Consider the following 16,114-nt stretch of genomic DNA (forward strand, 5'->3'; position numbering starts at 1 on the left):
GAGTAGATGGAGCTGCCAGAACATAAAGGGCTGAAGCATCTATAGACAAATCGGTAAATTTTACCGATTTGTCTATAGATGCTTCAGCCCTTTATGTTCTGGCAGCTCCATCTACTCCTGAAGCGGTTCGTCTGGAAGCCCTAGAATGCGCTGCACAAGGAGAAACCATGACTCATGCTAAAGTTAGGGCAATTGCCAGTCGATATAAGGAATCAACTAAGTCCAAAGTTTGTAAATCAACCATCAGCATCCCTGCTGAGCCACCTTTAACAGTACAGACTGTGGAGACCCAAAGCGCTCCTGTTGTAGAACAGTTTGAGGATAAGCTACCTGAAAAGAAAACAGAAGCTTCAGCACACTTCCATCTGAGCGATCCGTCTTATGACATGGTCTCGGCTACTAATACCAAGTTGCAGTCAAAAATACCAGGTGTAGACCAAGCTTTTGAGGCTCTGGAAGTTGAGGGAGAAGAGTTAATGAGTATTAATTTTTCTCCCCCTGCTCCTCCTTTACTACCATCTTTGAAGGCAACTTCATATAATAGCGATGATTATCCACCCAAAGATTCAGCAGAGATAGAAATTGAATCGCTATTTGAAATTGGTCATCCTGTTTGCATCACTGACTTTGAGCAACATGACCACAAATGGTTTGGAAAGGTAGCTGAAGTTAAAGAATCGACTACCACTGACATTGAAATCCTTATCAGAATTTCACTTCAACCTCAACAAGTTGAAGAATGAATAGTCCCTTTATTTAAAAAAAAGACGGTTCTGATGAAAGCACCTGAAAAATATGTAGCCCTAGATTTAGGACTGCATATTTTTCCTAGAGCGCTGGTACAGTAATCACGATTTTAAGTTAGCATAACTGAATAGCACTGACTGCCTGAGTTGATTACTATTGAAGCTCTTGATAAATATTTGTTAAGCAAAGATTGATAAATACCAAAGATATATACTAAGGTAATAAAGGTTGCTCAAACAACTGGTTATTACTTCAATAAAGATTTCCTCAATTAAGGATTTCGGTTTCATTACTCGTTATAGGTTTCTTATCTCACTATTTTGTAAGTAATTATCAAGCAGACTCAAGATTTAACACAAACTAAATGCATACGTTGTATCTGCCTATAGCATTCACAAGATAGTAGATTTATTAGGACATTCGAGTTGAGTGTGTAGCAGTCGCATTCAATATCAGGAGAGGATATATTGCAATGCTTGAGGTAGAAAATGACTCAAATTTTCAACAGCATAAAAGCATCTTTCCAGAACTGTGAAACGATTGTTGATGTTCTGCGTTACAGAAGCTTCACACAACCAGACAAACAAGCTTTTATCTTCCTAGAAGATGGAGAGATATCCTCTGCGACACTAACTTACAAACAGTTGGAACAACGCAGTCGGGCGATCGCATCCCTTCTACAATCTTATAGTTTAAGAGGTGAACGTGCTTTACTGCTATATCCACCAGGACTAGATTACTTGACGGCTTTTTTTGGTTGTTTGTACGCAGAAGTCGTAGCGGTTCCGGCTTACCCACCGCACAATCAACGCAATACCCCCAGGATACAGGCGATTGTCGCAGATGCACTTCCTCGTGTCGCTCTCACAACAAGCACCCTCAAATCTAAATTGCAATGCCTACTTGCTAAACAAGGGAATATAGAAGGGTTACAGTGGCTGACTACCGACAACGTTGCTCCAGGCATAGAAGATTCTTGGCTTGAACCTTTGATTAATGTAGATACCTTAGCCTTTCTGCAATACACATCAGGTTCTACAGGCACACCCAAAGGTGTAATGCTAAGTCATGGCAACTTAGTGCATAATACAGCCATGACTTACCAACTTATGGAGCATTCACTCAACAGTAGATTTGTCTCGTGGCTACCTGTATACCATGACATGGGATTGATTGGCGGGATACTGCAACCTTTGTATGGAGGCTTTCCTTGCATCTTAATGGCTCCAGCATCTTTTTTACAACAACCGTACCGATGGTTGCAGGCAGTTTCTTACTACAAAGGCACCACCAGTGGTGGTCCCAATTTTGCATACGAATTGTGCATTCAGAAGATAACTCAACAACAACGGTCAAGCCTGGATCTAAGCAGTTGGAGTGTCGCCTTCAACGGTGCTGAACCAGTCCGAAAAGATACTTTACAGCGATTTGTAACAGCGTTTGCAGAGTGTGGCTTTCGTCAAGAAACTTTTTACCCGTGTTACGGCATGGCGGAAGCAACACTCATGGTTTCGGGTGGGAGCAAGACAGCCTTACCTCAAGTAAGAACTATTGAGAAATTTGGACTTTCAAAAAATAAAATAATTGAAGCTAGTGCTGAAAGACAAGATATTCAGTCATTTGTAAGTTGTGGTCAAACCATACCGGAACAGCAGATTGTCATTGCACATCCAGAGACTTTAACTCGTTGTCAACCTTGTGAAGTAGGGGAAATTTGGGTTTGTGGACCTAGTATTGGTCAAGGTTACTGGAATCGTCCTCTTGAAACAGAGCAAACCTTCAGTGCATACTTAACAGACACAGGAGAAGGGCCATTTTTACGCACTGGTGATTTAGGCTTTCTACACAATGGAGAACTCTACATCACAGGTAGAGTAAAGGATTTAATCATTATTCGTGGTCGCAACCTTTACCCACAAGACATAGAACTGACCGTAGAATGTAGTCATTCATCATTGCGTTCAGCTAGTGGTGCTGCCTTTTCTGTGGAAGTGGACAATGAAGAACGGCTGGTTGTGGTACAAGAATTGGAGTTTCGCGCTAAACCAAATGTAGAGGAAGTCGTTACAGCAATTCGTCAGGCTGTAGCTTTTGAACATGAGGTGCAAACATATGCAGTAATTTTGCTTAAACCAGGTACTATTCCGAAAACCTCTAGTGGTAAAATACAACGCTGCGCTTGCAAAGCAAAATTTCTTGCAGGCTCTTTAGAGGTGGTAGATAAAAGAATTCTGAGTAGTACAAATGCTGTAAGTGATAGGATAAACTCCGCAAGTACTTTGAGCGTTACACCTCTAAAACATGAAACAGCACTAATATCTCATCTTCAAAAACTGGTTGCTCAAGTGTTCAAGATAGTGCCATCCCAAGTGCAGCCTCAACAACCTTTGACTGCTCTAGGTATGGACTCCTTAATAGCTTTTGACCTTAAAAATCGTATTGAAGCAGATTTTGGGGTGGCTATATCTGTAACTAACTTTTTGCAAGATGTTAGCATCCTTCACTTGACAAAGCAAATATTGGCGCAAGTAGCAGAAGCGACACCTCAAAAGCCAAAACTGGAGCCTATTCCCAGGAATAAGCATTTACCCCTATGTTTAGCTCAAGAGCGGTTGTGGTTTTTGGAGCAATTGGAACCAGGAAACCCTTTTTACAACGTTCCTGTTGCTATACAATTAACTGGAAAGCTAAACGCCCCAACATTGGAACAGAGCCTCAACGAAGTTATCAAGGGTCATGAAACCTTGCAAACCAGCTTTGAAGTTGTGGAGGGATATCCAGTTCAGGTTATTCATCCACCTTTAGATATTAAACTGCCAATTATAGATTTTACAACAATCCAAAATCCAGTATCTCAAGTCGAAGATTTTATTCTTGAAGAAACACAGTATCCTTTCAACTTGTCCCAAGCACCATTGCTACGTGCTAAGCTCTTGCGCTTACAAGAAAATAAGCATCTGCTGCTCCTGACCATGCACCATATGATTACTGATGGATGGTCAATAGGTATTTTACTCCGAGAACTAGCAGTAATTTATGAAGCGTTCTTACAGGGACAATCATCACCTCTGTCTAAACTTCCCATTCAATACGCAGATTTTGCCTATTGGCAGAGGCAGTGGTTACAAGGAGAAGTTTTAAAAACCCAACTTGATTACTGGAAACAACAACTTAGTGGTAATATATCTGTGTTGCAATTACCGACAGATCGACCGCGACCTCCTATTCAAACCTTCGCTGGAAAAAAGCAAGTTTTTATACTTCCCAAATACCTTATTGAGGGATTAAAAGACTTGAGCCAACAAGAGGGTGTTACTTTCTTTATGGCTCTCTTGACAGTGTTTAAAACATTGTTGCACTGCTATACAAAACAAGAAGACATTTTAGTTGGTTCACCTGTTGCAGGTCGTAATCATGTAGAAACTCAAGGATTGATTGGCTTTTTCATTAACACTCTCGTATTGCGTACTTATCTTGGAGGGAACCCAACTTTTCGCGAGCTACTACAGCGCGTACAGGAAGTAGCTTTAGGTGCTTATGCTCATCAAGAGTTACCTTTTGAAAAACTAGTAGAGGAGTTACAGCCAAAACGAAACCTTAGCCATAACCCATTGTTCCAGGTAATGTTTATCCTCCAAAATGCACCAATATCATCTGTTGAGCTTTCTAATTTAAAATGGCAGATTCAAGAAATAGATAATCGCACCTCAAAATTTGATTTGAAACTTAGCTTCTGGGAAAGTTTAGAAGGTCTTAATGGGTCATTAGAGTACAAAACAGACTTGTTTAACGCAACAACTATCAAGCAGATGGTAAACCATTTTGAGATGTTGCTGCGCCATATTGTGATACAGCCTGAAATCAGGCTCAATGAGTTAGCAAATATTTTTGCCGAAGCTGATGAAAAGCAAGAACAAATTCAACAAAAAGAACTGGAAAATATTAGTAGGGAAAAGCTCAAGCTAATCAAACGAAACGCTATTATAAAAGAGTAGCTATTCTTTTTTTTAATGATATTTTGAGGGAGTCAACCAATGAAACTAAGACAAATTTTAAAAAAAATTATCAAAAAACAATCTCGTAAACTAATTCCATTAATTTACGGAAATAACTTAAAAAAGTTGGCATTATTTTATAATACAAAATGGGGTGAAGAAGAAGGTTCTCATATGTACGCTCAGCACTACGAAAAGCATTTTGCACCGATAAGATTTAAACCCCTAAAAATTTTAGAGATTGGTATTGGAGGTTATGACGATCCTACAAAAGGAGGTGAATCTTTAAAATTATGGAAAAAATATTTTCCTAAAAGTATGATTTATGGAATTGATATTATCGATAAAAAAGCTTTAGAAGAAGAGCGGATCAAAATTTTTCAAGGAAGTCAAGATGATGAATTGTTTCTAAAAGAGGTTATAGCAGAAACCGGAGAACTTGATATTATTATTGATGATGGTAGCCATATCAACAAACATGCGATCGAATCTTTTAAAACCCTTTTTCCTGCTCTTAAAAAAAATGGAATTTATATTGTAGAAGATACTCACACTTCTTATTGGCCCAGTCTTATAGGTGAAAAATGGTCAAACTTTGGTAAAGGAAGTGTTTATTTGGAAAGCTTGACAAAAGTTGGTGGGAGCCTTGACTTAAATGACCAGAACACATCAATGAATTTCTTTAAAAGACTAGTCGATGGTTTAAATTATGAAGAATTTTTACATCCAGGCTACGTACCATCTTATTTTGATAAAAATATTGTTTCTATGCACTTTTACCATAATTTAGTTATTATCTATAAAGGAGACAATAATGAAGGTAGCAATATTGTTAAGAATAACATACTCCGATCCTTTATGTTACAGAACCTAGGGATAAAATCATTAGAAGAACTTGATTTAGAGTTTCCAAGCATGAGCCAAACAAATGATGAATAAATGCACAAAAAACGTCAAGACTTATGAACATTTCTAATTCTTCGCAACTTAGCTTTAGATATCTGAAAACTGTCAAGCGTAAAGCTGTCAGTCAATTAATCCATACTACTCAACTTGCGGGGGAAAATTTACTACCACTACTAATACAACCTACTGTTGAGGGAGTGAATCTGGTTGCATGGGCAGCAAACAATCAGGAGTTGATTGCAACTAATTTGTTAAAGCATGGAGGTATTCTATTCCGTAACTTCCAACTTCAAGAGGTGGCAGAATTTGAGCAGTTCATCCAGACGGTTTCTGGGGAGTTACTAGAATATCGCGATCGCTCTTCACCCCGGAGTCACATTCAAGGTCATATCTACACTTCAACAGATTATCCTGCTAATCAAACTATTTATCTCCATAACGAAAATTCTTACGCTGCTACTTGGCCTTTAAAAATCTTTTTCTACTGTGTGAAATCGGCAGAACAGGGTGGAGAAACACCAATAGCTGACACTCGAAAATTGTATAAGTGGATTGATTCTAAAATTCGCCAGCGCTTTGCCGAAAAACAAGTTATGTACGTTCGCAACTTCGGTAACGGCTTTGGCTTACCTTGGCAAATAGTTTTTCAAACCACTAACCAAGCAGATGTAGAAGTATTCTGCCAAAAAAATAGTATTGAGTTTGAGTGGAAACAGGGAAATAGATTGAGAACCAGCCAAATTCGTCCAGCAATAAGCAAACACCCGCACACTGGCGAAATAGTTTGGTTTAATCACGCTGCTTTTTTTCATGTCTCAACCTTAGAACCAACTATTCGCAAGGCACTGTTAGCAGAGTTTTCAGAAGAAGACTTGCCGCATAACACCTATTATGGTGATGGTTCACCCATTGAACCAGACGTGTTAGATAAAATTCGCAGTGTCTACCAACAAGCAACAATTGTTTTCTCCTGGCAGGTTGGAGATATATTAATGCTTGATAATATGCTTGCAGCGCACGGACGTAAGCCATATACAGGAGATAGAAAAGTTGTCGTGGGAATGGCAGAACCAGTTAGCACAATAACAAATACCTAAACTTCTTAAAATTTGACACCAAACTTTATTTACAAAACCATCAAATTACTATTTATTTTTTAGTTATTTTTTCAAAAAATAGTAATTTATTAATTTATATCTACCATCAAAAATACACAATATTTAACCTTTGTATGGAATTTAAACCGCTTAGAGAAATTCAAGCTTTCCAACTTTCACCACAACAAAAACATCTGTGGCAATTGCACCAGACTGAGCACCTCCCATACTTTGTTCATTGTGCTTTGTTAATGGAAGGTAACCTTGATATGAATACTTTACAAGCTGCCATAGAACAGGTTGTTAATCAGCACGAGATTCTCCACACTACTTATAGACATTTACCTGGGATGACTATTCCGCTACAAGTCATTGTGGAGCCAAGGGTTTCTTGGAATCAAAATTATGATTTGAGCATTTACACTCCTCAAGAACAAGAAGCGCAAGTAAAAACTTTATTTAATCAATTAATTCGGCAGAAATTTAATTTGACTCAAGGTCCAGTTTTAAACTTATCTCTAGTAACTTTGTCACTGTCCAAGTATGTTTTATTCATCACCTTGCCTGCACTCTGTGCTGATACTGTAACATTGAAAAATTTGGTTAAAGAAATCAGCGAATATTACGCTGGTGGTTCTGGAAAAAAGGGATTATCTGAGAAACCACTACAGTATGCAGACTTAGCAGCATGGCAAAATGAATTGTTAGCAGGAGAAGATACAGAAGCAGGTAGAAACTTCTGGCATCAGCAAAATTTTTCTGCTCTAACAGCGTTGCAGCTTCCTTGGGAAAAACAACCTGTAAAACAAAGAGAATTTTATCCACAAACTGATACTTTCCAAATTGATTCCCATGTGTCTGCAAAAATTATCCAACTTGCTCAACAGCATAACTCTTCAGTTGCTAAAGTGTTTTTAACTTGCTGGAATGTTTTGCTATGGCGTTTAACAGGACAAGAGAACTTAGTTATCGGCGTTGCTGCTGATGGACGTCAATATCAAGAATTAAAATCAGCTTTAGGACTATTAACTAAGTATTTACCATTAGATTGTCAGTTACAAAACGACAAAATTCTTATAAATTTGTTACGTAATATAAGTAAAAATCTAGACAATATTTATCATAAACAAGAATATTTTACATGGGAGCAACTAGTAGGATTACCCTCAAATATTCAACAATTTTTTCCGCTTTGTTTTGAGTTTGAAGGCCAGCAAGAAAAATATGCAGCTGCTGGTGTATTGTTTTCTATTTACCAGCATTACTCCTACACTGACAGATTTAAAATTAAACTTGTTTGCTTTCATCAAGATGATTTTATCAATTTTAAACTAGCCTACGATGCTAACTTCATCGAAGCAGAAGATATTAAAGGCTTAGCTGGAAAGTTGCAAACACTGCTAGAAAGTGCAATTATCCATCTTGATGTACCAATCAGTCAGTTACCAATTCTTAGTAGAATTGAACAACAACAACTGCTAGTCAAATTTAACAACACTGAGGTTCAGTATTCCAAAGATAAGTGTATTCATCAACTGTTTGAAGAGCAAGCAGCCAGGACACCAGAAAAAATTGCCATAGTTTTTGCAGATCAAAAAATTACCTATGGTCAACTTAATAGCCGTGCTAACAAAATAGCTCGTTATTTACAGCAGCTAGGTGTTGAGGCAGAGGTATTGGTTGGCTTGTACGTAGAGCGTTCAATAGATACTGTTATCGGTATTCTCAGTATTCTCAAGGCTGGAGGGGTATATGTGCCTCTAGATCCAGCTTACCCAAAAGAGCGATTGGCATTCATGTTGCAAAACTCTCAACCAAGGGTGTTGTTGACTCAGAAGCATTTAGTCGATCTTCTACTAAATTCCACTGGTCGAGAGCTAGAGATTGTTCCTTCGGCGGAACAACCAGATTCAATCCAAAATTTAAGGGTTGTTTGCCTTGACACACATAGGCATTCGATTGCTCAACTGTCAGAAGAAAACTTAAACCCGACAATCATAGCTGATAATTTAGCTTATGTGATTTACACCTCTGGCTCAACTGGAACCCCCAAGGGAGTCAGAGTCACGCATACTAATTTGTGTCACTACGTGCAGGCAATGCAATCAGCGCTGGGTATCACAGCAGAAGATGTATATTTGCATACAGCATCAATTGCCTTCTCATCGTCTGTCAGGCAATTAATGGTTCCTCTGACTCAAAGCGCTACTGTTATAATTGCAACTTTAGAACAGAGAAAAGATCCAAGAGCACTGTTTGAGGCAGTGAAGTACAATGATGTTACAGTTATTGATATTGTCCCCTCCTACTGGCGCAATTTGATTTATATGGTAGCTGGTTTAGAACCAGGGATGAGACAAGCTTTACTGAATAACAAACTGCGCTTAATCTTGTCTGCAAGCGAACCATTGCTATCTGATATTCCCAAGCAGTGGACATTTGGTTTCCAGCATAATGCACGATTCATAAATATGTTTGGTCAAACGGAAACCTGTGGGATTGTTGCAACTTATCCGATTCCTACTGTACAAGATGAGCGAGTGAAAGTTGTCCCTCTCGGTCGTCCAATTCCTAACACCCAAATCTATCTGTTAGACCAACATCTCCAACCTGTGCCAGTTGGAGTTCCCGGCGAACTGTATATTGGTGGTTGGGGTCTGGGTCAAGGTTATTTTAATAACCCTGATTTAACCGCTCTTAAGTTTATTCCCCATCCCTTTAGCGAAGAACAGGGAGCAAGACTTTATCAAACTGGGGACTTAGGACGTTATTTGCCAGACGGTACAATTGAGTTTCTGGGTCGTAGTGACTTCCAAGTGAAGATTCGAGGCTTTCGCATTGAACTGACAGAAATTGAAGCAGTACTATGCCAGCATCCAGTCGTTCGAGAAGCTGTTGTTGTAGCACGCGAAGATGAACTAGGGAAACAGTACTTAGTGGGTTATGTTGTCCCTAATACAGAGACATTTATCCAAAATTTAAAATCCAGTGATTTACGGAACTTTTTAAGAAAGAAGTTACCAGATTACATGGTACCTTATAGCTTTGTGATATTGAATGCTTTACCTTTGTTGCCCAATGGCAAAGTCAACCGTCAGACCTTACTTGCCTCTGACCAAGTACAGCAGGAGATAAAAAACTCTATTGCAGTTCCGCGCACACCAGTGGAGGAGGTAGTAGCTGGAATTTGGGCACAAATTCTAAATCTTAAACAAGTAGGTTTTGATAACAACTTTTTTGAGTTGGGCGGGCACTCTCTACTAGCTACTCAAGTTATTTCTAAAGTGCGCGAAGCTTTTCAAGTGGAGTTACCATTGCGAAGTTTGTTTGAGTCGCCAACTGTGGCTGGATTCGCCGAACGCATTGAAATGGTACTTAGATCTGGACAGCAATTGGAAATTCCTCCAATTGAGCGCTTTACACGAGATGAAAAAGTGCTTTTATCCTTTGCTCAGCAGCGACTGTGGTTTCTCGACCAGTTGCAACCAGGGAGTTCCTTTTACAACCTCTCTAGATCCGTCTTACTACAAGGATCACTTAATGTAGCAGCACTTTTGCAAAGCCTCAATGAAATCGTGCGTCGTCATGAAGTTTTGCGAACTACCATAACAAGTGTAGACGAACAACCAATGCAGGTTATTGCTCCTACACTTAGTGTAAAAATGCCAGTTGTGGACTTGCAGGGATTACCAAAAAATACTAGGGAGGTAGAAACACAACGACTGGCTAAACAACAGGCACGACGCTGCTTTAACTTGACCAAAGGTCCATTACTCTGTACCACCCTCCTGCAATTAGGTTCACAAGAGTATATGCTGCTATTTACAATTCATCATATTGTTGCTGATGGTTGGTCAGCAGGCATTATTCTTCGTGAAATAACAGCGCTTTACGAGTCCTTTTGTGCGGGAATTCCTTCTCCGCTCCCTCAACTGCCCATTCAATATGCAGACTTTGCCATTTGGCAGCGACAGTGGCTGCAAAAAAAAGTGTTGGCATCTCAAATGGATTACTGGAAGCAGCAACTGGGCAGTAACTTACCAGTACTGGAACTTCCCACAGACCGACCAAGACCACCTGTGCAAACCTTTGTCGGCAAAAAGCAGTTTTTTGAACTTTCGCCTACTCTAACCGAAGCACTTAAAACATTGAGTCAGCAGGAAGGGGCAACACTATTTATGACCCTGCTTGCAACGTTTAAAACTTTGCTCTATCGCTACACAGGGCAAGAGGATATCCTTGTCGGTTCACCCATCGCCAACCGCAATCACAATGAGATAGAAGGGTTAATTGGCTTTTTTGTCAATACCTTGGTGCTACGTACTAACTTGTCTGGCAACCCCCGTTTTCGGGAGTTGTTAAAGCGTGTGCAGGAAGTCACTTTGGATGCTTATACCCATCAAGATTTGCCCTTTGAACAACTTGTAGAAGAGTTACAACCAAATAGAAACTTAAGCCACACACCACTGTTTCAAGTGATGTTTGTTTTGCAGAATGCCCCAATGGAAGTTTTAACGCTTCCAGGCCTGAGTTTAAGTCTGATGAAAGTAGAATCCGAAACAACTCGCTTCGATCTAACTTTGTCTTTAACAGAAACTGAACAAGGATTAATGGGAGTATTGGAATACAATACTGACTTGTTCAATGTTAGCACTATCACTCGGATGGTGGGACATTTTCAGACTTTGCTTAAGGCCATTGTTACTAACCCTGAACAACGGATCTGGGAGTTGCCTTTGTTAACTGCAAACGAGCAACATCAGCTGTTGGTAGAGTGGAACAGTACCGAAGCTGACTATCCGAAGGATGCTTGTATCCATCAGCTATTCGAGGCGCAATCTTGGAAGACACCAGATGCTGTCGCTGTAGTCTCTGAAAACCAACAACTAACCTATCGAGAACTTAACGAACAAGCTAATCAGCTAGCGCATTATTTGCAAAGACTTGGGGTAGGACCTGAGATACCAGTCGGTATTTGTGTCAAGCGCTCTATAGAGATGGTGGTAGGGCTGTTGGGCATTCTTAAAGCTGGAGGTGCTTATGTGCCTCTGGATATTACTCATCCCTCAGAACGACTAGTCTTTATCTTGGAAGATGCTCAGATACCAGTACTGTTAACCCAACAAGCGCTTGCGGGAAGATTTTTTAAACAAGGCGCTACAGTCGTGTGTTTGGATACTGATTGGAAAAGTATTTCCCACGAGAGTGTGGAGAACCCAATCAATAAGGCAATAGCTCAAAACCTGGCTTACATTATCTATACCTCAGGATCGACAGGCAAACCTAAAGGTACTTTAATCTCGCATCAAGGTTTAGTAAACTATCTCGCTTGGTGCATAAAAGCTTATTCAGTCGAACAAGGAAAAGGTACGTTAGTGCATTCTTCAATAGCCTTTGACCTAACCATCACAAGTCTATTTTCTCCCTTATTGGTGGGTCGTCAGGTAGAACTGCTTACTGAAGACAGTAGTGTAGAAGCTTTGAGCGCTGCTCTGCTGAAGATAACAAACTTAAGCCTAATTAAGCTCACGCCAGCTCACTTGGAGTTGCTAAACCAGCAGTTGCGCTCACAAGAAGCAAGCGACCGATCCCGCTTCATTATTATCGGAGGTGAAAATCTGTTGGCGCATAACATTGCTTTTTGGCAAAATTGCGCTAAAAACACTTTAATAGTTAATGAATACGGTCCAACAGAGACTGTGGTAGGTTGTTGCATCTATACTGTGCCGAAAGGCAAGCATCACTCAGGATCGATCCCTATTGGTCGTCCCATTGCCAACATCAAGCTATACGTGCTGGATCAACACCTACAGCCAGTTCCAATAGGCATACCAGGTGAGTTATACATTAGCGGTGTTGGTTTAGCACGAGGTTATCTAAACTGTCCGGAACTAACATCTGAGAAGTTTATTCCTAACCCCTTCAGTACTGAACCTGGTGCACGTTTTTATAAGACTGCCGATCTGGTTCGTTATCTGCCTAATGGAGAAATTGAGTACTTAGGTCGCATCGATCGCCAAATAAAACTTCATGGCTTTCGCATTGAGCCTGGAGAGATTGAGGGAGTTTTGACTCAACACCCACAGGTGCAACAAGCTGTAGTTGTAGCTCAAGAAGATGAATTTGGTAACAAGTACTTGGTGGCTTATGTAATACCTCAAGAGGAATCAGCTCTTTTGATTGATGAACTCCGGATACTTCTAACGGAGAAATTGCCAGCTTACATGATGCCATTGGCGTTCGTGAAGCTAAATACTTTACCATTAACGGTTAATGGCAAGGTGGATCGCTGCGCTTTACCAAGACCAAACATTGCTAAGCTCAATTTGAAAGAGAATTATGTCGCCCCTCAAAACCCAATTGAACAAGCGCTAGCCGACATCTGGATGGACTTACTTTGCATTGAACGAGTGGGGATATATGATAACTTTTTTGAATTGGGTGGAAATTCCTTACGTGCAACCCAATTTATCTCTAGGGTACGCAGCACTTTTCGGACGGAACTAACTCTGCATAAATTTTTTGAAGACCCCACGATTGCAAGTCTATCACATAAACTTGTTAAGAGTGAGACAAATCCTGGGCAAGTAGAAAAAATTGCTCAAGTTCTCGAGAAAATTAAGAGTATGCCTTCAGAGACTAAAAGACAAATTCTTGAGCAGAATAGAAAAGCAAAAACTAAAGCACAATGAATACAAAAAACTTCCAAGACCCAAATCAGTTTGTTGCCGATGAGATAGAGCTTGTTGAATACCTGCTTGAGAATCAGAAAGTTCAAATCTCTGATAGGCAAACAATTCCCCGGAGAGAAAACTCTGACGAATCATTTCTGTCTTTTGCCCAGCAACGGCTGTGGTTCCTAAATCAATTAGAACCATCCAGCTTTGTTTATAACGTATCAGCTGCATTCTGCCTCGTTGGTTTGCTCCATACAGCAGTGTTAGAGCAGAGTTTGAATGAGATCGTTCGACGGCATGAAGTTTTACGCACTACATTCAAGAGCCACAATGGTCAATCTGTCCAGATCGTCGCCTCAACCTTGACTTTAAAACTACCGATAGTGGATCTGCGATCGCTTCTTAAAAGCCAGCAGGAAGTTGAGGTGGAGCGCTTAGCCGCACAAGAAGCACAGCAACCGTTTGATCTGGCACAAGGTCCTTTATTGCGAGTTACTCTTTTGCAATTGGCTGAGACTGAGCACGTTGTGTTGTTTACAATGCATCACATTGTCTCCGATGGTTGGTCGGTAAGAGTTCTTATCCGGGAGTTAGCCACACTCTACAAAGCATTCTCCAGAGGAAATATCTCACCGTTATCTGAACTGCCTATTCAGTACGCGGACTTTGTTATGTGGCAGCGTCAATGGCTGCAAGGAGAGGTACTAGAAGCACAACAGGTTTATTGGCAACGACAGTTACGTGAATGCCCTGTGCTACAGCTACCCACCGACCATCTCCGCCCTGTAGTTCAGACCTTCCGAGGTGCAACGCAATTGTTCTCACTGTCCTATGACCTAACTGAGCAGCTCAAGACCTTAAGCCATCAAGAAGGGGCTACTCTGTTTATGACACTGCTAGCAGTCTTCAAGATACTACTCCATCGCTACAGTGGACAGGATGACATTGTCGTAGGCTCACCTATTGCCAACCGTAACCGAGCTGAGATTGAGGGATTGATTGGCTTTTTCGTCAATAACTTAGTTTTGCGTACCGATTTATCAAGTAATCCTAGCTTCCAGGAGTTGCTGGGGCGAGTAAAGGAGGTAGCTATAGGTGCCTATAGCCATCAAGATTTGCCCTTTGAGTATTTAGTGGAGGCTTTGCAGCCCGATCGTAACCTGAGCCATAACCCGTTGTTTCAAGTGACTTTTAACCTTGAAAATGACCTGATGGATGAGTTAAAGCTGCCAGAACTAACTCTAAAATCTCTACAAAGGAAAAATTCGACTGCAAAATTTGATTTGAGTTTGTCCTTACGAGAGACCCATTCAGGGCTGGTAGGTACATTAGAGTACGGCACTGACTTGTTTGACACCGCTACTATCACTCAAATGCTGGGGCATTTTCAGATATTGCTCAAAGGCATTGTCACCAATCCTAAACAACGGGTCTGGGAGTTACCTTTGTTAACTACAACCGAGCGACATCAGCAGTTGGTAGAGTGGAACAACACTGAAAGCGATTACCCAAGGAATGCCTGTATCCATCAACTATTTGAAGCACAAGTGGAGCAGACACCGAATGCTGTAGCTATAGTCTATGAAGACCAACAGCTGACGTATCGAGAACTCAACCAACGGGCTAATCAACTGGCGCGTTATTTGCAAAGCTTAGGGGTAAAGCCTGAGGTGCTAGTGGGTATATACACTGGGCGCTCTATCGAAATGATTATCGGGCTATTGGGTATTCTAAAAAGTGGTGGCGCATACTTACCCTTGGATACTGAGTGTCCTTTAGAACGTCTTTCTTTGTTGTTAGAGGAGACGCAAATCTCAGTGCTACTAACTCAAGAGCAGTTAGTCGAGGAACTGCCAACTTCATGGGCGCAAGTGATTTGTCTTGATTCAGACTGGGAAATGATTGCCCAGCAAAGCAAAGAGAATTTAGTCAGCCAAGTTAAGCCAGAAAACTTAGCATATTTAATGTACACCTCGGGTTCAACGGGGCAACCTAAAGGAGTAAGCGTTGTTCATAGAGGTGTAGTGCGACTGGTTAAAGGAAATAATTACGCCAGTTTGACAGCAGAAGAAATTTTCTTACAACTGGCACCAGTCTCGTTCGATGCCTCAACCTTTGAGATTTGGGGCTGTTTGTTAAATGGGGCACAGCTAGTAGTCTTTTCTAATCATACACCGTCTTTGAAGGAGTTAGGACAAGCTCTGCAACAGTATCAGATTACGACCTTATGGCTGAGTGCTGGTTTGTTTCACTTAATGGTAGATGAGCGGGTTGAGGACTTAAGGCATATTCGGCAACTATTAGCTGGGGGTGATGTTTTATCTACGGTTCATGTCAGTCGAGTGCTGCAAGTGCTAGCAAAGGGCAAGCTGATTAATGGCTATGGTCCGACAGAAAATACTACATATACCTGCTGCTATTGTGTCACTTCTGAGAATCACTCAAGAGTTTGTGTACCCATTGGTCGTCCAATTGCAAACACCCAAATCTATTTATTAGATAATTATTTACAACCTGTTCCAGTAGGAGTTTTTGGTGAACTGTATATCAGTGGGGATGGATTGGCACGGGGTTATTTCAACCACCCAGAATTAACCGCCGAGAAATTCATCCCCAATCCTTTGAGTCAAAAACCAGGAGAACGGTTGTACAAAACTGGAGATATAGCTCGTTATTTACCCGACAGCAATCT

6 protein-coding genes are annotated in these 16,114 nt (G+C 40.7%); all 6 read left to right on the forward strand.

Going from position 1 to position 16,114, the window contains the following annotated elements:
• Positions 1–68 precede the first annotated feature (68 nt).
• Complete coding sequence (locus tag ACKTT2_RS03015) at positions 69–743, forward strand: hypothetical protein (RefSeq protein WP_407883833.1); 675 nt, start codon at positions 69–71, stop codon at positions 741–743.
• Between the two features lie 492 nt (positions 744–1,235).
• The gene (locus ACKTT2_RS03020; protein WP_407883835.1) at positions 1,236–4,742 is read left to right on the forward strand and encodes a condensation domain-containing protein; all 3,507 of its coding nucleotides are present in this window, start codon (positions 1,236–1,238) and stop codon (positions 4,740–4,742) included.
• Between the two features lie 39 nt (positions 4,743–4,781).
• On the forward strand, positions 4,782–5,681 hold the full coding sequence (locus ACKTT2_RS03025; RefSeq protein ID WP_407883837.1) for a class I SAM-dependent methyltransferase: 900 nt from the start codon (positions 4,782–4,784) through the stop codon (positions 5,679–5,681).
• A 23-nt stretch (positions 5,682–5,704) separates the two neighbouring features.
• Positions 5,705–6,745 (forward strand): TauD/TfdA family dioxygenase, encoded by a 1,041-nt coding sequence (locus ACKTT2_RS03030; protein ID WP_407883839.1) that lies wholly within the window; start codon positions 5,705–5,707, stop codon positions 6,743–6,745.
• A 134-nt stretch (positions 6,746–6,879) separates the two neighbouring features.
• Positions 6,880–13,437, forward strand: a complete 6,558-nt coding sequence (locus tag ACKTT2_RS03035) for a non-ribosomal peptide synthetase (protein WP_407883841.1) — start codon at positions 6,880–6,882, stop codon at positions 13,435–13,437.
• Positions 13,434–16,114 (forward strand): non-ribosomal peptide synthetase (locus ACKTT2_RS03040; RefSeq protein WP_407883843.1); only part of this gene is annotated, 2,681 nt, incomplete at its 3' end. The genes ACKTT2_RS03035 and ACKTT2_RS03040, both read left to right, overlap by 4 nt.

Source organism: Scytonema hankhaensis NUACC26, assembly GCF_045865695.1.
Taxonomy (GTDB): domain Bacteria; phylum Cyanobacteriota; class Cyanobacteriia; order Cyanobacteriales; family Nostocaceae; genus Scytonema.

Coding starts and splice junctions, on each gene's coding strand:
- ACKTT2_RS03020 (WP_407883835.1), top strand. CDS start 1,236: ATGACTCAAATTTTCAACAGCATAAAAGCATCTTTCCAGAACTGTGAA.
- ACKTT2_RS03030 (WP_407883839.1), top strand. CDS start 5,705: ATGAACATTTCTAATTCTTCGCAACTTAGCTTTAGATATCTGAAAACT.
- ACKTT2_RS03025 (WP_407883837.1), top strand. CDS start 4,782: ATGAAACTAAGACAAATTTTAAAAAAAATTATCAAAAAACAATCTCGT.
- ACKTT2_RS03035 (WP_407883841.1), top strand. CDS start 6,880: ATGGAATTTAAACCGCTTAGAGAAATTCAAGCTTTCCAACTTTCACCA.